The organism is Chryseobacterium candidae, from assembly GCF_004916905.1.
GTDB classification, from domain to species: Bacteria; Bacteroidota; Bacteroidia; order Flavobacteriales; family Weeksellaceae; genus Chryseobacterium; species Chryseobacterium candidae.
Genome location: NZ_SDLV01000019.1, coordinates 103,863 through 122,477, shown reverse-complemented (window position 1 = coordinate 122,477; position 18,615 = coordinate 103,863). Strand labels below are relative to the sequence as shown.

General features: G+C 35.7%; 19 protein-coding genes. 6 read left to right on the top strand and 13 right to left on the bottom strand.

What is annotated here, in order from left to right; all coding sequences use genetic code 11:
* Positions 1-336 precede the first annotated feature (336 nt).
* A complete protein-coding gene (locus EK417_RS10685; protein WP_110366679.1) occupies positions 337-1,350 on the bottom strand; it encodes a TQO small subunit DoxD in 1,014 nt (337 codons plus the stop codon).
* 54 nt (positions 1,351-1,404) lie between these two features.
* Positions 1,405-1,761 (bottom strand): hypothetical protein, encoded by a 357-nt coding sequence (locus EK417_RS10680; protein ID WP_146212857.1) that lies wholly within the window; start codon positions 1,759-1,761, stop codon positions 1,405-1,407.
* A 181-nt stretch (positions 1,762-1,942) separates the two neighbouring features.
* Here EK417_RS10680 and EK417_RS10675 point away from each other — a divergent pair, with 181 nt between their 5' ends.
* A complete protein-coding gene (locus EK417_RS10675) occupies positions 1,943-2,503 on the top strand; it encodes a DNA-3-methyladenine glycosylase I (RefSeq protein ID WP_110366677.1) in 561 nt (186 codons plus the stop codon).
* Between the two features lie 179 nt (positions 2,504-2,682).
* Here EK417_RS10675 and EK417_RS10670 read toward each other — a convergent pair whose 3' ends face one another.
* Both EK417_RS10670 and EK417_RS10665 read right to left on the bottom strand, forming a co-directional pair.
* Entirely contained in the window at positions 2,683-3,192 is a 510-nt protein-coding gene (locus tag EK417_RS10670) for a hypothetical protein (RefSeq protein ID WP_076597672.1), read from the bottom strand.
* Positions 3,193-3,267: 75 nt separating this feature from the next.
* Positions 3,268-3,633, bottom strand: a complete 366-nt coding sequence (locus EK417_RS10665; protein WP_110366676.1) for a winged helix-turn-helix transcriptional regulator — start codon at positions 3,631-3,633, stop codon at positions 3,268-3,270.
* Positions 3,634-3,724: 91 nt separating this feature from the next.
* Here EK417_RS10665 and EK417_RS10660 point away from each other — a divergent pair, with 91 nt between their 5' ends.
* Entirely contained in the window at positions 3,725-4,255 is a 531-nt protein-coding gene (locus EK417_RS10660) for an NAD(P)H-dependent oxidoreductase (RefSeq protein WP_110366675.1), read from the top strand.
* 44 nt (positions 4,256-4,299) lie between these two features.
* Here the strand turns inward: EK417_RS10660 and EK417_RS10655 are convergent, their stop codons facing one another.
* The 4 genes from EK417_RS10655 to EK417_RS10640 all read right to left on the bottom strand — a co-directional run bounded on the left by EK417_RS10655 (position 4,300) and on the right by EK417_RS10640 (position 7,881).
* Complete coding sequence (locus tag EK417_RS10655; protein WP_110366674.1) at positions 4,300-4,752, bottom strand: hypothetical protein; 453 nt, start codon at positions 4,750-4,752, stop codon at positions 4,300-4,302.
* Positions 4,749-5,228: a hypothetical protein gene (locus EK417_RS10650; protein WP_110366673.1), complete on the bottom strand. Its 480-nt coding sequence runs from the start codon at positions 5,226-5,228 to the stop codon at positions 4,749-4,751. Before EK417_RS10650 ends, EK417_RS10655 begins: the two co-directional genes overlap by 4 nt.
* A gap of 58 nt (positions 5,229-5,286) precedes the next feature.
* Positions 5,287-6,873 (bottom strand): patatin-like phospholipase family protein, encoded by a 1,587-nt coding sequence (locus tag EK417_RS10645; RefSeq protein ID WP_110366672.1) that lies wholly within the window; start codon positions 6,871-6,873, stop codon positions 5,287-5,289.
* Between the two features lie 108 nt (positions 6,874-6,981).
* Entirely contained in the window at positions 6,982-7,881 is a 900-nt protein-coding gene (locus tag EK417_RS10640) for a magnesium transporter CorA family protein (protein ID WP_076597668.1), read from the bottom strand.
* A 73-nt stretch (positions 7,882-7,954) separates the two neighbouring features.
* On the opposite strand from EK417_RS10640, the gene EK417_RS10635 reads away from it, so the two are divergent.
* On the top strand, positions 7,955-8,977 hold the full coding sequence (locus EK417_RS10635) for a 3-oxoacyl-ACP synthase III family protein (RefSeq protein WP_110366671.1): 1,023 nt from the start codon (positions 7,955-7,957) through the stop codon (positions 8,975-8,977).
* A gap of 585 nt (positions 8,978-9,562) precedes the next feature.
* Positions 9,563-11,185, top strand: a complete 1,623-nt coding sequence (locus EK417_RS10630; protein WP_110366670.1) for a hypothetical protein — start codon at positions 9,563-9,565, stop codon at positions 11,183-11,185.
* 72 nt (positions 11,186-11,257) lie between these two features.
* On the opposite strand, the gene EK417_RS10625 is transcribed toward EK417_RS10630, so the two are convergent.
* Positions 11,258-12,418: a thioredoxin family protein gene (locus EK417_RS10625; protein ID WP_110366669.1), complete on the bottom strand. Its 1,161-nt coding sequence runs from the start codon at positions 12,416-12,418 to the stop codon at positions 11,258-11,260.
* Positions 12,419-12,719: 301 nt separating this feature from the next.
* Between EK417_RS10625 and EK417_RS10620 the strand changes: the two genes are divergently transcribed.
* Positions 12,720-14,348, top strand: a complete 1,629-nt coding sequence (locus EK417_RS10620; RefSeq protein WP_168801980.1) for an AraC family transcriptional regulator — start codon at positions 12,720-12,722, stop codon at positions 14,346-14,348.
* 318 nt (positions 14,349-14,666) lie between these two features.
* Here EK417_RS10620 and EK417_RS10615 read toward each other — a convergent pair whose 3' ends face one another.
* The 4 genes from EK417_RS10615 to pruA all read right to left on the bottom strand — a co-directional run bounded on the left by EK417_RS10615 (position 14,667) and on the right by pruA (position 17,842).
* On the bottom strand, positions 14,667-14,879 hold the full coding sequence (locus EK417_RS10615; protein ID WP_076597688.1) for a hypothetical protein: 213 nt from the start codon (positions 14,877-14,879) through the stop codon (positions 14,667-14,669).
* 309 nt (positions 14,880-15,188) lie between these two features.
* The gene (locus tag EK417_RS21705) at positions 15,189-15,407 is read right to left on the bottom strand and encodes a thioredoxin fold domain-containing protein (RefSeq protein ID WP_369073660.1); all 219 of its coding nucleotides are present in this window, start codon (positions 15,405-15,407) and stop codon (positions 15,189-15,191) included.
* Positions 15,408-15,619: 212 nt separating this feature from the next.
* Positions 15,620-15,841: a cytochrome C551 gene (locus EK417_RS10605; RefSeq protein ID WP_110366665.1), complete on the bottom strand. Its 222-nt coding sequence runs from the start codon at positions 15,839-15,841 to the stop codon at positions 15,620-15,622.
* Positions 15,842-16,216: 375 nt separating this feature from the next.
* Positions 16,217-17,842 (bottom strand): L-glutamate gamma-semialdehyde dehydrogenase, encoded by a 1,626-nt coding sequence (gene pruA / locus EK417_RS10600; RefSeq protein WP_136522154.1) that lies wholly within the window; start codon positions 17,840-17,842, stop codon positions 16,217-16,219.
* A 436-nt stretch (positions 17,843-18,278) separates the two neighbouring features.
* Here pruA and EK417_RS10595 point away from each other — a divergent pair, with 436 nt between their 5' ends.
* Positions 18,279-18,578, top strand: a complete 300-nt coding sequence (locus EK417_RS10595) for a hypothetical protein (RefSeq protein ID WP_136522153.1) — start codon at positions 18,279-18,281, stop codon at positions 18,576-18,578.
* The last annotated feature ends 37 nt before the right edge of the window (positions 18,579-18,615 follow it).

The window sequence follows — 18,615 nt, the reverse complement described above, 5'->3', positions numbered from 1 at the left end:
GGACTGGATGTTTTATTGGATATTAAAGTACTCAGGCTTGATCCGGACAGCACATGCAGCTATCATGTCATCGTCTCCGGGAAATAGCCTCCAACATGAATAATACCCGGAAATTGTACAACAGCATTCAATAGGAGAGGCTGTCTCAAAAGTGTCATTCTGAACGAAATGAAATGTAGTGAAGAATCTCATATGTTTGGTTATCAATGAGATTCTTCCTTCGTCAGAATGACAAAAGCCAGATTGTTTGACTTTTGAGACAGCCTCTTTTGCTATTAATAATCATGGATTGGCTTTTAGCCAAAACATACTACGAACGCATTGCATCCCGAACTCCTAATCAATTTTCTCTATCCATTCAATACCACTTACATCAATCAGTTTCAGACTGTGGATATCATTTTTTTGGAAAATATCATCAATATTCAAAGTTACATCAGCTTTTGCTCCCAATGGAATTACCAGACTGTGTTTTCCCGGTTTTACTTTGGCAACATAATGGTTTTGAATATTTTCTTTAGAAAATCCGGCCAGTTCTTTATGATCAAGTTCCTTTAAAACTTTTCCGTTTTTATCCAGAATATGAATTCCTATCAGGAAAGAACCATATACATCAGCTCCTTCCGTCCGGTAGACTTCAAATGTTAACTTTGAATGCTGATGAGAGATATTTGAAACTTCCAGTTTTGGTTTTACCGATTTATTATGCAGTGCTCCCCATACACCTCCATGAAAATACTGATTGGTAAAAAGAGTCAATCCAAATATAATAATTGAGCCTGCGAGCACAAATACTTTTGGGTTTGAGACAGGAACATTTCCTGAGCCAAGCCACTGAAACCATCTTTTTTGAGTGAAGCTTTTGTTATTCTTCATGAAATAATAATCCAGTGAATAAGGACCGCTTCCGGTAAGAAACAGTACGAATCCGCCGGCAATTCCTAAAACTCCGATCTGCCATTCATCAAGACAGGTTGTTCCCAGCCAGCCTGAACCCAGTAATATTCCGAGGGCAAGACTGAAAATTCCGATACTCATTAACCGTGTAAATAATCCGAGAATAATGAATAATCCTACAACCGCTTCAATAATGGTAAAAATCATCATAGAGCGTTGTAAAGCATCGGGATGAGTCACCAGATATTCAATAATAGGTTTTATTCCGAGTGCATTGGGTAAAAAATGATTGAATTTTTCCCCGATATATCCCTTTTCATCAGGAATAAGCTTGTTTTCGAGGATCAATCTGCGCCAGAACGCTGAAAAGTAAGTCCATCCGATCACCATGCGGAGGGATAAAGTATATAATCCGGCCATGTCTGTAGACCGGCTGTTTAAAATATGTTTCATTGAAATTACTATTGTATTGTAAAAAACTGATTTTTATAATTTGATCTGAAAAAATTAAATCAGATGAAGTCTCAGTCTTTTAAACAGAATATATTTCGGAGGGCTGTTACCAGTAGAATACCCGGAATAGTTATTGAGAAAAGCCTTTTCTTCAAAAAAATTGGATTTACCAGAATTAAAACCGGATAAAAATTTATTGTATCGGTGATGAATTTTGGTTTTTGAAACGGCAGCTTCTGAAGAAGCAAAAGCGGAATCACAGCTGAAGGAAATTGAGGTAGTTGTTTTTGCCTTATTCAGCCCGCTGATGAGCTGAACATCAAAAATATCAAGAACATTTCTTTTTACAGAGCACGGAGACAATGAAAAGACCAATATAAGCAGCGTAATGACTGCTTTATAGTTTTTCATATGAAGTCCTGAATTGGGCATAATTACAAAACTACACTTTATTTCAATGTAAGTTTAATAAATTGCAGAAAATTATCTTGAAGATAGAATTATTATTAACTTTAAAATACTGCTGACGGACAGTTGTCACAAAGCTGTCTTATCTTTACCATATTATTTAGAATTTAAACAGAATATTTCAATGAGTTATTGTTTAGCCATAGAAGGAATGCAGCCTGAAAGCAGGAAAGAACTGCACAAAAATTACCATGACAACTATTACGGATATCCTATCCATGATGATAATGAACTGTTTGGAAGACTGATTCTGGAAATCAACCAGGCAGGACTAAGCTGGGAAACGGTTCTGAAAAAAGAAGAAAGCTTCAGAAAAGCGTATGACAATTTTAATATTCAGCAAATAGCGGCCTATACGGAGGAAGACCGTGAAAGACTTTTAAATGATCCGGGGATTATCAGAAACAAACTGAAAGTGAATGCTGCCATTGAAAATGCAAAAACAATTGTTGAGCTTCAAAAGGAATTTGGTTCATTCGAAAAATGGCTGGAACATCATCACCCCAAAACATTGCAGGAATGGATGAAGTTATTCAAGAAAACGTTCAAATTCACAGGAGGAGAGATTGTCAATGAATTTCTTATGAGCACCGGATATCTGAAGGGAGCTCACCATGAATCCTGTCCAATTCATTCGAAAGTATTGGATCAAAAACCTTTTTGGAAAGAGGCTGAGAGGAAGTAGAATACAGCTATTCTTTCAATTAATAAGCCTGGATTCCTCCGGAATGACATATAGGACTGTTTGACATTATGCATACACTGTGTCATTCCGGAGGAATCCATTTTTTTTACCCTTTCAAAGCTTCAATCAACTTCTAAACTGATTGAATAGGGTACAAAGAGATTGTATAAAGTGCTGTTCTATTTCATACTTCTTACGGAAACATCCGGTTTTTCACCTTGAGGAACAATGAAAATTGCATCATCACTGATGGTATCTCCCGGATCAAAGTAATAACTTCCGGTTACAGGGATTGTACTGTTAACAAATTTTCCGGATTTGTCGTAGGCAGAGTAAGTAACATTGATCATCTGGGCTTTCATTTTTAATTCTATCTTTTTTGAGGTCAGCCTGGCTCCTGTTGCATTTATGCAGTCAAGTTCCACAAGACCTATACCGCTTACAATTTGAGGAAAAGCAGAGAGTCTGATATTGTATGCCTTATCTGATGTATTTTTTATGGTTGCAGAAACTTTATAACGGTCATAGGATTTTCCACCGGATTCTATACTTTCTTTATTGAGGATAGTAAAGGTAACAGCCATACCGTTGACTTCAAGTGTTTGGCCATCAGAAATTTTTTGTGCATTCAGAAGATTTCCTAAAAAAGTGAGAGCCGTAAAAGAGAGAAAAAAAGTAAGGTTTTTCATAGAGATTGTTTTAATATTTAATAAGAATTAAATTAGGTAAAAAATTATACTATGAAAATTCTTTAACCAATCTTTTTATTTCTTTTCCATAATCTGTTTATGTTCGTTACCCCATTTTTCGAGTTCGAGGATAATGGGTTTCAGCTTGTACCCGATTTCTGTAAGTTCATATTCTACCTTTGGAGGAACTTCGGCATACACGGTTCTGGTGATGATTTCATCTTCTTCAAGCCTGCGAAGCTGAAGGGTAAGCATACGTTCGGTAATGTTCTGAAGCTTTTTTTTAAGTTCACCAAATCTCATTTTTCCATTGATCAGATAACAGCAGATTGCCAATGCCCATTGCCCTCCGATAATGTTGGATGCATAGATTTCCGGGCATTCATCTGCAAGGGCTTTTTTATTGGCAAAATTGGTAGAGCTTTCTTTTATTTTTGTCATTACTTACATTTTTTATAGTACCATACAATAGGTTGCTAATGTACAAAATGTAAGTAACGTTCAGTAATTTTGTATCAGAAATTTAAGCATAATGAAAACATTAGTGATTGTGACGCATCCTGATATTGAAAAATCAGCGATCAATAAAAAATGGATCGACGAGTTAAAAAAACACCCTGAAAAATATACTGTTCATCAGCTGTACGAGGCTTATCCTGATGGAAAAATCAATGTAGCAGAAGAGCAAAAGCTGATGGAATCTTATAACAAGATTGTATTTCAGTTTCCTTTTTACTGGTTCAGCAGTCCGCCGCTTTTCAAACAATGGCTGGATGAGGTGGTTTTATATGGCTGGGCGTATGGAAGCAAAAGCGGTTTCAAACTGGCCGGAAAGAAAATATCACTGGCTGTTACCGCAGGAATAGATGAAGATGGATATTCTAAAGCCGGAGAATATAAATACACGATGAAGGAACTTCTCCGACCTTATGAACTGACTTTTGATTATATAAAAGCCGATTATAAAGAACCCTTTGTTTATTACGGAATTGAAAGAGATTCTTCCGATGAATGGATCAACAGAAGTGTTCCGATGTATCTGGAATTCTTGGATAATTTATAACAATATAAAAATGAAGTTGGGCTCTGGAATTCAAGAGTTCAACTTTATTTCTGAATATATTCAAAAGGCTCTGGATTCCAGTCCTGAATATATTTCTTTATGGTATTACTATCAATATTAAAGGGAACATCCTGATATTTCCAACCTTTTGAAGGAACTTTTAAATCTATAAGATAGTTTTCAATAGAGTAGATGTCAAGTATTGCCGAATTATCAGGTTTTATAGAATCAAAAATGATCAGGAATTTATCTCCTTTCTGATAAGAGACATTAGCAGTTTTAGAATAAGTAATACCATTAACATGATATTTATAATCTATTCCTACACCATTATTGTTTTTGTGATGCCAGTCCGATATAGCTTCTCCAATGGTATATTTCGGACTTTTGAGCAGATCATTAATTCCTGAATTAGCACTAATTAAACAGAATATAATAAATCCAAAAGTGAGTATCAAAAGAATAATATGAAATTTTTCTGAGATCAATTTTTTCATGTTCGATTAATATATTTCTCATTGAACTTTTGCAGATCTATTACTTGTTCCTTAAAATAGTTTTCAAATTGATCTGAGAGACTTTTATCTTTAAATTTTACAATAGTATACCCGCTGTCAAAAGCAATAATTTCTAAAATACTTTCTGGTATTAAAAATTGATTAGATTCCCAAACACTTGTATCTTCAGCAGATAAGATAGAAATGGCTGAAGTATCGGGTTCAATATTATTTGGAACGGCTGAAATGATCCCCCAAATGATCTGAGTATTGCTTTGATAGAGCAGTTCAAATTCCGGATGATCCAACACAAAATAATCTTCATCAAAATTAATGGGAAGAGTCTGATCAGATATAAAATCTAAATCTGTCAAAATCCATTTATAAATGGCAAGATCATCCCATATAGGCTTTAAAACTTCCTGAAGATTAGTATGGAATTTTACTTTCTTTGTACTTCTTATAATCCAGTTCATCTATTTTTTATTTAAAGATTCTATTGATTTTCTTGTATTTCATATTACTATAAAATCTTTATCCCACAGTAGGCGTATCCTCTTCTTTCAGTATTTTTTTCTCCTTCATGGTAAGCATCATTCTTTCATATTTGTACTTTTCCCAATCAAATGTGTTGAGAAAATCAAGGGCAGCCTGAAAACCTCTGTTGAAAAGATCTTCCTTTTCTTCTTTTTTCATAAAGAAATTCAGCCAGCTGCTGGTACCGCAATTAACGCTTTGTATGCTGTATAAACGGTAAAAAGTATGTTTGGTAAGGAATGTCTTATCATTAAAACCTTTCAGAGTGTTGATGATATTTCCGGCATAGCTGAAAGGTGTTTTAAGGATTTCTTCACTTGTTTTTCCTTTTTCAGAGAGAATAGCTGAATCACTGGTTAGCTGCACTCCAAAAAGAGGCATTCTGGGATAAAAAACTTCATCCGCATGAAACAGGTCAATAGGAAAGTTGGAAATACTGCCACCATCAATGAAAACTCCTGAAGGATTAATGTCTTCGGGTTTCGTATTCATCCAGTATCTCCAGGCATATTTTACGGAATCATCGTCTCTATTGATTTGTTTCTGGAAAGGTTCAAAGAAAAAAGGAACTGCCATAGAAGCTCTTACAAATTCGGCAGGACTGATATGTTTCAGTTCCTCTTCGGACCAGTAGAGATTGGCCATCGTAGGAAGTTCTACTTTAATTTTGGCATTGATATCAGTGGCAATAACAACATATTCTGATGTAAGAAGATAAAACGGATTGTTTTTATAATAGTCATTATTGACCGCACTTTCATAGAAAATTCTGTATCGGGTCTGGTCGATATGTTCCTGATTTTTGATTTTAATTTTTTCAATGTTTTGCAAAGCCATCTGATAATATTCCTGCCCGTTCCCATAGCGGTAGCTGAGATTGAGTTCCTGTCCTTTCTGAATGAATTTTTTGTTGAGATCGGCAACTGTTTGTATTCCAAATTGATCCAGTGCATTTTGCATGGTATTCTGAAAGGTATTTCCGGGATTCAGTCCGCTGTTTTCTTTCCTGAAGTTATTATACAGTTTTTGGATACAGAAAGAGAGAATAACAGCCGGAATCAGGGGAATCAGAAACATCAGTTTGGCGTTCAGTATTGTTGATGATGATGCCAGAAAAGGAATACTGATCAGAATAATAAAAAGGATAGCGGCAATAACAGCATTGATCTTAAAGAAATCTTTGTTGTTCAGCATCGCATGGAGAGTCGTTTTTACATAACTTTTTCCATCCATAAAATCCGAAAAATCCCAGCTGAAAAGAATATCCTTAATAAGTTCACTTTTAGGTTCTTCTTTGGTCTTACAGGCAGCAATAAGCATGGTATTAATAGCTCCGGCACTCGTTCCTGCTACTTTCAGAAAACGGATTCCAAATATTTCCAACCCATAAAGATAGCCTACCAATGCACTTCCCCAGACGCCACCTCCTTCCTGTACAAATTCTATATACTGATTACCATTCTGATCCAGAAGATCAGAGAATTCTTTGGCAGAGATATTCCTGTGTAAAGCAAGCAATTTGTCCTTGGATGCATCTGACAGAGAAGAATCTTCCAGAATTTTGTTAAGGTTTTCAGGAGCCATGGTATTTTGTTTTGATGGTGTGTTAAAGTCAAAAAGTAATCTACAGTGTTTTATTTTACTGAGAATATAATAACATATTCTTCTTTGCAACTTTGTGTTTATATTAAATTACCACTGTCTTCGTCTCACATAAATAAACGTACTGATCACAACCGTTGCCATTACTCCCAATGTTATAAAATATCCGTACTTATGATGAAGCTCAGGCATATTATCGAAATTCATCCCATAAACTCCGGCAATAAAGGTAATTGGTAAGAAGTAAACGGAATAAATCGCCAGAACTTTCATCACCTGATTCGCTTTTTGATCCGAAAGTGCCAGAAACATAGAAATAAGGTTGGTGATCTGAATATTTAAATGATCAAAATCGGCAACCACATCTTTATGTTTATCTTTTAGATCAACAGTTTCTGAGTCCTGTAAATTCAGCAGTTTAAATTTATCAATAGCATCTGTAGAAATTACCAATACACGGGAATTTAATCCTGATTTTCGTTTCAGCTTGTAAAGACGGCGGATCTGGCTGGTATGATTGGTGTTTTTAAGAAAAATTTCATTCTCTATATTGTCCATTGTTTCGAACAGACTTAAAGATTCATCATCAAAGCTTTTCATGATCAATATCGCAATCATCAGAATGATTTGCTGAGGTTTAAGATCTTCCTGAATCAAAGAAACCTTTTTTCTGGTATCTGAAATACTTCTGGTCTTCATCCTGTGGATGGTAATAATGGTATTTTCCACCAGAAAAATCCCGATTTTGGTACTGATATCACTGATGGTGTTCAAATTCTTTCTTTCCAGCTCTGTACTTTCACGGAGTAAAAAGAATTTTACATTCCCGTCTTCTTCATATTTCGGAAGGTGATTAGGATCCATCGTATCTTCCAGAAGAAGATTGTTGATTTCATATCTTTCATGAAGAAATTTCAGGTCTTCTAAAGTAGGAGCCTCTACATCTACCCATTCGCACTGGGAGGTTCTGTATATCGTATCAATTGGCATAAAGTAAAAATACTAATATTTTGAAAAACTATGTGTTAAATAAGTTTTATCTTTGCCAAAATTAAAAAACTATATGATTAAAAGTACAATAAAAGGGTTCGGATTTTATGTTCCAGATAACGTTGTTACAAATGATGATTTGGCAAAACTCATGACAACCAATGACGAATGGATTACAGAAAGAACAGGTATTAAGGAAAGAAGACATAGAAAAAACAGAGATGACTCTCAGGAAACTACCGCTTATCTGGGGTTTAAAGCTGCAGAAAAAGCCATCCATAATGCCGGCCTTACCTCAAAAGATATTGATTATATTGTTTTTGCAACGCTTTCGCCGGATTATTATTTTCCGGGGTGTGGGGTATTACTTCAGGATATGCTGGGATGTGATACCATTGGAGCATTGGATGTAAGAAACCAGTGTTCAGGATTTGTATATGCTATGAGCGTTGCCAATGCATTCATCAAATCAGGTACTTATAAAAATATTCTGGTGGTGGGAGCAGAGGTTCACTCTTTCGGACTTGATTTTTCTGACGAAGGGAGAGGTGTATCGGTCATTTTCGGTGATGGGGCAGGAGCTGTTGTTCTTTCTGCATCAGAAAATGAAAATGCAGGAGATATTTTAGCGGTGAATATGCATTCTGAAGGAAAATATGCAGACGATCTTTGTACCCAGTTTCCGGGATCAAAATACGGATGGAGTGACAGAATGAGAAGAGATCCTGAAAATGTAACAAACAAAGAAGTATATCCTATTATGAACGGAAACTTCGTATTCAAACATGCGGTAACAAGATTCCCTGAAACGATGATGGAGGCATTGAATAAAGCTGGAAAAACCATTGAAGATCTTGACATGTTCATTCCACATCAGGCCAACCTGAGAATTGCTCAGTTTGTACAGGAAAAATTTGGATTACCGGAGGATAAAATCTTTAATAACATCCAGAAATATGGAAATACAACAGCAGCCTCTATTCCCATTGCTTTAAGCGAAGCGATTGAACAAGGGAAAATCAAAAGAGGAGACCTTGTACTTCTTTCAGCATTCGGAAGCGGATTTACGTGGGGAAGCGTCTTGTTTGAATATTAATTTATTCCTATATGAAAATTAGAAGAGTCCTTTTTACAACCAGTTAAAAAGGACTTTTTTATTATTCCCCACACTCTTTGCCGGGGAACAATTTTCATGCAAAGGATGATCTGCCGGCATTATTAGGTTTTGAGATAAAGCTTTCTTGTCAAAAAACTATTAACCAGGCATAATGTGGTGTTGCTGCCAGCTATACAAATTTCGTTAGCATAGAGAATGGCTTTATACATTTCCGGCTATGATTTTGTCCATTTTCTTGTTCATTTACTGATGGGTAATATCCCTTTATAAGGATTTTTTTTAAATAATTTTTACATTATTAAAGTCTATTTGCTCTTATAAATATTTCACTTAATTGTGTTTTGTTTTCAGATAATTTGCTGTTTATATATTAAATTTTATATTTAAGTGATAGATTTTTAGGTATTTAGTTACTTGTGTATGTTTTTTTTGTAACTTTAAATAAAATTATTCCTTTAAAAATATTTATAAAACTGAAAGATCGTTCCCAGCCATTCAGTTTAGTAATACAAGTGGCTTATTAAGAAGTTTGTATGAGCAAATATTAATTTAAATATATACATTATGAGAAAAAATTTATTACTAGCAGGCTTGTTTACCACATTTTCTTTAGTGGTAAAATCACAAGTTGGGATTAACACTTCCAATCCTCAGGGAGTATTTAATATTGACGGGTTAAAGAATAATCCGACAACAGGAGTTCCTAATGCCGTTCAGGCTAAAGATGACCTGGTGATGATCTCTAATGGTAATCTGGGGCTCGGGCTTACTGCTCCCGGTACTACATTGGATGTTAATGGGGCCATTACCAACCGTGAAACTGCTTTAGCCGTTGCGGGTAATGCTGTTACTATTCCGGTTAATGTAAGCCAGGTACAGCTTACCGGAGCCGCTACAGCTACGGTGGCCATTTCTGCCTTTGCCGCTCCCAACCCGGGCCAGCGGCTTATTGTTTATAACAATACCACAGGTGGATTTGGGGCTACACTGGATGGCGTTACTATTCCTAATGGCAAAGCATTGGAATTTGTTTTCAGCAATTCATTCTGGAGGTCTACCGACGGAGGAGCAGCTGGAGCTTCCCCTACTAATATCTATACCGCAGACGGTACTCTTGCAGGGAACAGAACGGTAACACAGGGAGCCAATACCCTTACATTTACAGGAACACAGACCAATGCATTTTCTGTAGATGGAACTACCTTATCTGTGGATGCTGCCAATAACCGTCTGGGAATTGGAACCACTACTCCTTCAAGTAAATTACACGTAGAAGGCAGTCAGTTGCTTAATGCAGCAGTTACTACAGCCCAGACTAAAAATGCATTGGATATTAATGTTGGACAAGATGGGTTTGGCTATGGTAACCGTACAGATAATTTCGGTATTAATATGAAATCTTCATCTTCAGTATTTACAGGACCTATTTCACGTATTAACTTTGGTGATGTTTCCACAACAACGGCAACAGGGGATCGTTACCTGTCTTTTAGTGTTGGGCGGATTCCCAACGAGCTGATGTATCTTACAGATGCTAATTCCGGAAGAATAGGTATAGGAACATCTACACCGCAAAGAGCTCTACACGTTAATGGTGCCTTACAGGTTACCAATGAAATCAATGTGGGAGGTAATGGCACTACTGCGGGCAGTGCAGGTACTTCAGGGCAGATTTTAACATCCGGCGGGGCAGGAGCAGCACCAACATGGCAAACCCTGAATACAATAAGCGGAACTATTAACGGCGCTTATTATGTACAGGGAACTACTGCTGCTACAGCCGCACAGGGAACGACAATTGATGTGCCAGGCGCAACAATTACTCTGACAGTTCCTGCAGGAAGAACTCAGACCTTTTTATTTACTGTTTTGGGATATGCAACATTGGTAGACGGTAACTCGAGTCAGGGGGTTTTTGCCCTTGTACAAAACGGAACAAAAATTTCTTCAGCCTTTGCTTCTAAAGCAGGAAGCTTTCCTGGAGGCACAGCTTTGGGAAGTATGCCGGTTCCGGTGACATTTTTGAAATCAGTAACCCTTACAGCAGGAACTTATACATTTAAAGTACAATATTCTGCATGGTTCGGATCTGCAACGGTGAATTTTGTACCTTCTGGTTATGGAGGTTATAATGGTGATACAGAATCCATGCTTACTAAGATGCAGATTTTAGTATATAATAACTAAGCATTTACAAAATAAATAAAAAACCGCGGAACCTCAGTTCTGCGGTTTTATTATTAACTAATGTCTATCCAATTAAAGACTTTTCAATAGCTTTTCCGTGTCGGAAGAATCCTGTCCTGTACTTTTGGCCAGCTCAATAGATTTTTCAGCCCACATTTTTGCATTTTTCTTATCACCAACCTTATTGTAAAGATTCGCTAAAGTATCTGTATTGGCAAAATTCTGATCTTTCTTTACAGATTCCTGTGCCCAGGCAATGGCTTTTTCCAGAGAAGTTTTATTGCTTACATTTTCAAAAAAGTTCCATGCTAGAGAATTCAGTTCATCAGAACCAACTGCAGAATAATCTTTGTAAAGGTCAAGAATTAATTTCTCATACTCAGGAATATCTTTATTCTTTAAAGCTCTGTTGGCTTTCATTCTTTTTAAGATCTTATCAGCTTCTTCTTTGCTCAGGAATTTCTGGGTTTCAGCCATAAAATAGCTGTCATCCCATTTCTTTGTATCCGGATTATAGGCTTTTTTAGAAATGGTGTTCAGCTTAATATTTTTATCAAACTTTTCATATTTATCCTCAGGGAAGAATTTAATGATATCAGCTTTTTTATCCTGGAAAATTTTGTACAAAGGACTATCTGTAATTTGTACTCCTGAAAGAAGCATTTGGATATCTTCCTGATCTAAACTTGTTTTCTGCTGAAAGTAACGGTTAAGAACTTTCCCGGCAAACTCAGCATCGTTATACATGGTAAGGACCGCAAGATTTTTTAAAAACTCAGGATCTTTTTCCCCTTTTTCAAACTGCTGCTTCAGAGAAGTGAGTCTTTTGTTTGGATCTTCTGCGTCTTTTGCAAACTGGATAAAGTCTTTTTCTTCCACATATCCTAATGTTCTGTGTACCGCTTCACCGTTTCCGTCTATAAAAAGATAAGTAGGAAATGCTTTTACATTATATTTTTTGGCCAGCTCAATTCCTTCTCCTTTTTCCATATCAATTTTAGCATTGATAAAGTGAGAGTTGTAATACTCTCCTACAGACTGAAGAGGGAAAATGTTTTTAACCATCAGTTTACAAGGTCCACACCATGAGGCATATGCATCAATAAAGACCAGTTTTTTTTCTTTTTTTGCTTTGGCAAGAATAGAGGCGAAATTGCCTTCTTCAAATTTGATTCCCTGCGCCCATGCAAGGGCTCCTATAAAGATTGAGGAAAGTATTGCTATTTTTTTCATAAAACTTTTTATTCCCTGCAAATGTAATAAATATGATGACACATGAGCCGTTCATATTGAAAATAATTACACAGGAACTTTGATTTTAATACAGGTGTCAGCTTGTATTAAAGATAATCTTTTATTATTTTGGTTTTATTATTAAAATTAACGTAAATGATTGTTTTGTGTTAAATGATTAAATTTCAATATAATGTTTTAATAAAAAATAAAATATCACTAGTTTTGTAAAAAACAAAAAGACACTCCCGTAAAAATAATGATGAATTATTATAAAATCAAAATAATAATTTGTTCTTCTATGACTAAAAGTCTTTTGAAATTTTTGTTTCTGCTGACAATATCAGTCCCCCTATTCGCTCAGAAAAAAAGTAACTTTGACCTTATCTGTGAGAGAACTTCTTCCGTAACAGCCTATAAGGATTTACCCAAAGCAATAAAAACTGCAGATTCTCTCTACATGAAGGCACAAAAACCCTCAGAGAAAATAAAATGCCTTGTGCTCTCTTCAGAACTATATCAGCATGCAGGTGAACTTAAAAAAGCAATCTGTTACAGTGAAAATGCCCATTCTGTGATCAATCAGATTAATGATCCGGAATGGATGGCTGTGGTGACCAGATTACTTGCGAGGCAATATAGACAGGTAGGGTTATACGAAAGATCCAAAAAATATATTGTAAAAGGACTGTATGCTTCAGGACAGATTGTTGATTTTCAGAAAAGTAATGAAGCGGCTGGACTCCTGAATCAGGAAATGGCCTTCTATGAAATGGAGATGGGGAATTTTCCCAATGCAATACGGAATATTGAGTCCTCTCTGAAATATTTTGGAAAAATAAACAGCAATAATAAGAACAGAACAGCAGCAGCTTCTTATCAGCTGTTGGGAGATGTCTATTTCAAACTTAATGATTATTCTGTTTCCGAAAGTTATTACCGAAAAGCAGAAGGATTGCTTAAAAATGGAAGCTGTACCCTGGGATTGGTATACAATGGATTAGGAGGGATCCGCCTAAAGCAGAAAAACTGGAACGATGCTGAACGGTATCTTAAAAAAGCAGAAAAAATTGCAGATACATCCCGAAGTCTTAAACTAAAAAAAGCAGTTTATTCCAATATAAATGATTACTATGAAGGAATAGGAGATAATTTTAAAGCTTCATTATATGCGGTGAAATATATGCATGCTTATGACAGCATAGCAGCCCGTAATCAAAGTTTTGTAACAATGGGAGCTGAGACTCTGAAAGGGAATAGCAATAAGAAAGGAGGGCAGATGAATCTGGTGAAAAATACTGCCATTGTCATTCTGTTTACTTCGCTGGTTGGCTTACTTGTTTTATTCAGGACAAAGCAGAGAAAACAACGCTCAAAATTCAGAAATATTATAAGAACTCAGTTACATATGATCAGTAGCAGAACTCATTATCCTTTAGCTCAATCCGGCGATTCTGAGTTTTCGAATATATTTGTGGAAGAAGTTGATGAAAAAGACTCGGAAGCAGACCGAAGAAGGAATGATTCCCTGATGACTTCCGAAACCGAATCGAAATTACTTGAACTGCTTGAAGATTTTGAAAAAGGTAATCTTTATAACAATAAAGGAATGTCTTTGTCTTTTCTTGCAGGGGAACTGAATACCAATACAAAATATCTGTCTTACGTAATCAATCAGCATAAAAATGCAGATTTCAAAACGTATATCAATCGTTTAAGAATCAACTATATTGTAGACAAACTAATTAATGATGAGAAGTACAGACAATATAAAATAAGTATTCTGGCTGACGAATGCGGATTCTCTTCACACAGCAAATTTGCCGCCGTCTTTAAAGCGGTTACAGACTATTCTCCATCAGCATATATCAAATATCTGGATGCTGAAAACACATCAGATAAAAATGTTCATTTTCCTGAAAATGATTAAAAAGAGAGGCTTAATTTAATTCTATCTTGCCATTTTCACGAAAATGAACAACCTATTATTTGAAAGGAAACCTTTGCTATCATATCTTTGCGCCAGTTTCACAGTACACACACAATTCTGTTACAGCTTATCACTTTTATTTCATTTCTGAATTAAGATCATTATAAGACAAACTGCGATTCCCATTTTTAGCTTTTTAATGATATATTCTTCTGAGCAGGAAGAAAATCATATATCATAATCGGGGTTGATTGCCCGGTTTTTTTTCAGTCAAGTTTTTTTAAGTGCAAATCCACAGTAATCTGTGGATTTGTGATTTTATTTAAGTTTTGTGCTGTCGGTTTTGGTTTTTGACGTATCGGCAGCTGCCGGAGTCGGTATAGAATTGGCTACAGCGGAGTCTCCCATCCTGTTTCTTAGAGAATCTTTATTATGAGCTTCTTTATATTCTTCTCTTTTTTCTTTGTTTTGAGCACAACTTCCAAGGAAAAGAAGTCCAACAACTGCTCCTGTACAGAATAATTTTTTCATAGTAATTTTTTTGACTGGTTTTCTTGAGTAAATATAATAAATCTTGAATGCAATTGTAAACAAACACATTTTTTGGAAATAAAACCCCGCTCTTTATATTTTCTGATGTTAAGAATTGCTGCCACAGCCTTTCTCCATGATCTTTTTTGAAGGATCTGTATATTACCTAAAGAGATCTTTATATACCCTGAATAAGGCTACAGATCATTTTAGTGTTGAAGAAAATTAATTTTTTTCAGACATTCAGCTTTTTATTTGCATCATCTGCATCTTTGCCGGGTTGAATAAACTCTTTTTCTGTAAAATAACCTAAACCTCTGTGAATAAGCTCACCTTTCCATTAATAAATAAGTAAGTGGGATAAGAGTTTATGTGGTATTTTTCTACTAATTCAATCCCTACACCTTTTTCTGTATTAATGTTTACATTTATGAAATGCTGGATATAGTATTCACTCACAGATTGCAGGATGAATATATTTTTAACCATGAGTTTACAGGGATCACACCAGTATGTATAAGCATTAATAAATACTGATTTATAGTATTTTTCAGCTTTGGATATAATTTCAGGAAATGCACCATTATCAAATTTGATATCTTGATAAGATAAGGCAGCTGAATTTTTTTTATCATTGTTGTGTTGTTTCCATCAAAGATAAAAAAATGATAGTAGAAAGTATAAAAAAATCCACAATGAGTGATTTGTGGATTTACATTTTAAATTAGAGGTATAAAATACTATTTGACAGGAGACATTGCCGCAGAATCCTTTTTCATTTGGATAGAGTCGGGATTCTTCATTTTTGTAGTCATGGTATCAGTAGCTGCAGGATCTATATTTTTCTGTGTGTTCTCTACTGTTGCTGAATCACGGCTACTGGTTGACATTGTCGATTCTTTGGTTCCACAGCTCACTGTAAATATTCCTATTCCGACGGCTGTTAGCAATAACTTTTTCATATTATTTTATTTTGTGGTGTTGTATTAATAAAAAAATCAACAATTATTCCTAACAAGGCTGGGAGAATCGTAAAATATCGGTAAATTTTGTTAAAAGATGTTAGTGGAGATACTGGGTTTCGAGATACGGGATATGCGAGTTTAACGTATAGTGTTTAATGTTGATTGTAGTCCAAAAAATACTTTATTACCAGAAATACTCTCATACTCTAATATTCTCAAACGCTATAACCCTCAAACTCTCAAACCTTCCCACTCTCAAACCTCGTGTCTCGCACTCCACAAAAAAGCCCCGAAACCGAAATTCCGAGGCTGTATTCCAAGAACAGACAACAATTACTCATTGCCTATTACTTATTAATCATTATTTATTAATTACCCTAGGTAAGGATATTTGTAGTTTTTAGGAGAAACGAAAGTCTCTTTTACGCTTCTTACAGAAACCCATCTCAGAAGGTTCATTTTAGAACCTGCCTTATCATTGGTTCCTGATGCTCTGCCACCACCGAAAGGCTGCTGGCCTACTACGGCACCTGTAGGTTTATCATTGATATAGAAGTTACCTGATGCATTTTCTAAAGCTTTGTATGCTTCGCTGATTGCGTAACGGTCTTGTGAGAATACAGAACCTGTTAATGAATAAGGAGAAGTAGAATCTACCAGTTTCAGCGTTTCTTTCCAGTCCTGATCTTCATATACGTAGATTGATAAGATCGGGCCAAAGATCTCTTCCACCATACTTTCGTAGTGAGGATTTGTAGTTTCAATTACCGTTGGGTGTACAAACCATCCTTTAGAATCGTCATATTTTCCACCGATCGCCACAGTAGCTTCGTCAGAAGCATTTGCTCTGTCGATATATCCTTTACATTTTTCAAAAGAATTTTTATCAATTACAGCGTTTACGAAGTTTGAAGTATCTTCTGGAGAACCTACTTTAATAGAGCTCATCTGAGTTTCCATTACTTTTTTCACATCAGCCCAAAGAGATTTCGGCACATACGCTCTTGAAGCCGCAGAACATTTCTGACCCTGATATTCGAAAGCACCTCTTACCAATGCCGTTGCTACTGCTTCTACGTTAGCAGACGAGTGAGCAATAACGAAGTCTTTACCACCAGTTTCTCCAACGATTCTTGGATATGTTCTGTAGTTGTGGATATTATCACCGATCATTTTCCACATTCCCTGGAATACTTTTGTAGAACCAGTGAAGTGAAGACCTGCGAAATCTTTATGAGCCAATACTTTTTCAGCCGTTTCTTTACCATCCGTAAAGATCATGTTGATAACCCCTGCAGGAAGACCCGCTTCTGTTAATACATCCATGATTACTTTTGCAGAATATACCTGCTTGTCAGATGGCTTCCAAACCACAACATTTCCTAACATTGCCATACAAGTCGGAAGATTTCCGGAAATTGCGGTAAAGTTAAATGGAGTTACGGCAAAACAGAATCCTTCTAATGGTCTGTATTCAACACGATTCCAGATTCCATTGTCAGAAACCGGCTGCTCAGCATACATTTCTGTCATGAACTCTACATTGAATCTTAGGAAATCGATGAACTCACAAGCTGCATCAATTTCAGCCTGATGTACATTTTTAGACTGTCCGATCATTGTTGCAGCATTAATTACATCTCTGTAAGGACCAGCCAAAAGATCAGCTGCTTTTAAGAAAATTGCTGCACGCTGTTCCCAGCCCAGTTCATTCCATTCTTTTTTAGCTGCCAATGCCGCGTTGATAGCGTCATCCACATGCTGCATACCACCCTGGTAGTAAAACCCGAAATCATGAGCGTGATCCTGTGGAGACTGAAGCTGTACTTTTGTATCAGTCTTTACTTCTTTTCCATTGATGATCATTGGGATTTCTACCTTTTCAGCCCACATTTTTTTATAAGTGTCGATAAGGCTTTTAACTTCCGGAGATCCCGGTTCGTATGAGTTTACAGGCTCGTTTACCGCTAATGGTACTTGCGAAATTGCTTTTGACATATTACGTTTTATTATTTTATTAAATTTAAATAAGATGTGTATACAAATTTACAATAATTATAAAGAAAGAAAAAATACCGCCTGTTTTTATCAGATAAAATCCGATGCAGCACAGTTAATAATAGATACTTCGTTTTTAATTGTAAACGGTATGGAATATTAACATATTTATCTTGTTTTTTAGATTAAACAAAAAAAATCATCCGTTTGTTGTAATTATAGTAATAAGGATAATAAATGATTTGTCCTGGTTTAAAAACAACTGTTAACTGCTGTAAATAAAGGATTTATGGCAGAATGTTAAATTTATATAAATTCACTTTTACTGCAATTTTGAACATTTTAAATAATCTTTTTGAAAGGCGAAGGGTTGGGATTGTTCTAATTTTACATCATTATTAAACAAGTATGAAAAAAAGTCTTATTTTTCTCAGCGTTGTGTGCGGTTCTTCTTTCGCAGAAAGGAAAAACTCGTTCATACTCTGAAATCATTTCAAAAATTAATCTTCTTCAGCAGACGCAGACTGAAATTTACAATTTTTCAGATATACAGGATGTGCAGGATTCCAATGACTGGGAGAAAGTGAAATTTGATTCATTACTTGCACAGCCTTGGCTACACTATTTCTTTGCAGGCTATACTTACAATACACAGGTTGCTGCTGTTCAAAACGGTGATTATATTACAGCGCCAAGATACATTCTATATCATTGCCTGCAGATAGCGGGCTGTTAATCCCTTTTCTTCATTTTTAATGATCCGGTATGGTTTG

Coding starts and splice junctions, on each gene's coding strand:
- EK417_RS10685 (WP_110366679.1), bottom strand. CDS start 1,350: ATGAAACATATTTTAAACAGCCGGTCTACAGACATGGCCGGATTATAT.
- EK417_RS10680 (WP_146212857.1), bottom strand. CDS start 1,761: ATGAAAAACTATAAAGCAGTCATTACGCTGCTTATATTGGTCTTTTCA.
- EK417_RS10675 (WP_110366677.1), top strand. CDS start 1,943: ATGAGTTATTGTTTAGCCATAGAAGGAATGCAGCCTGAAAGCAGGAAA.
- EK417_RS10670 (WP_076597672.1), bottom strand. CDS start 3,192: ATGAAAAACCTTACTTTTTTTCTCTCTTTTACGGCTCTCACTTTTTTA.
- EK417_RS10665 (WP_110366676.1), bottom strand. CDS start 3,633: ATGACAAAAATAAAAGAAAGCTCTACCAATTTTGCCAATAAAAAAGCC.
- EK417_RS10660 (WP_110366675.1), top strand. CDS start 3,725: ATGAAAACATTAGTGATTGTGACGCATCCTGATATTGAAAAATCAGCG.
- EK417_RS10655 (WP_110366674.1), bottom strand. CDS start 4,752: ATGAAAAAATTGATCTCAGAAAAATTTCATATTATTCTTTTGATACTC.
- EK417_RS10650 (WP_110366673.1), bottom strand. CDS start 5,228: ATGAACTGGATTATAAGAAGTACAAAGAAAGTAAAATTCCATACTAAT.
- EK417_RS10645 (WP_110366672.1), bottom strand. CDS start 6,873: ATGGCTCCTGAAAACCTTAACAAAATTCTGGAAGATTCTTCTCTGTCA.
- EK417_RS10640 (WP_076597668.1), bottom strand. CDS start 7,881: ATGCCAATTGATACGATATACAGAACCTCCCAGTGCGAATGGGTAGAT.
- EK417_RS10635 (WP_110366671.1), top strand. CDS start 7,955: ATGATTAAAAGTACAATAAAAGGGTTCGGATTTTATGTTCCAGATAAC.
- EK417_RS10630 (WP_110366670.1), top strand. CDS start 9,563: ATGAGAAAAAATTTATTACTAGCAGGCTTGTTTACCACATTTTCTTTA.
- EK417_RS10625 (WP_110366669.1), bottom strand. CDS start 12,418: ATGAAAAAAATAGCAATACTTTCCTCAATCTTTATAGGAGCCCTTGCA.
- EK417_RS10620 (WP_168801980.1), top strand. CDS start 12,720: ATGACTAAAAGTCTTTTGAAATTTTTGTTTCTGCTGACAATATCAGTC.
- EK417_RS10615 (WP_076597688.1), bottom strand. CDS start 14,879: ATGAAAAAATTATTCTGTACAGGAGCAGTTGTTGGACTTCTTTTCCTT.
- EK417_RS10605 (WP_110366665.1), bottom strand. CDS start 15,841: ATGAAAAAGTTATTGCTAACAGCCGTCGGAATAGGAATATTTACAGTG.
- pruA (WP_136522154.1), bottom strand. CDS start 17,842: ATGTCAAAAGCAATTTCGCAAGTACCATTAGCGGTAAACGAGCCTGTA.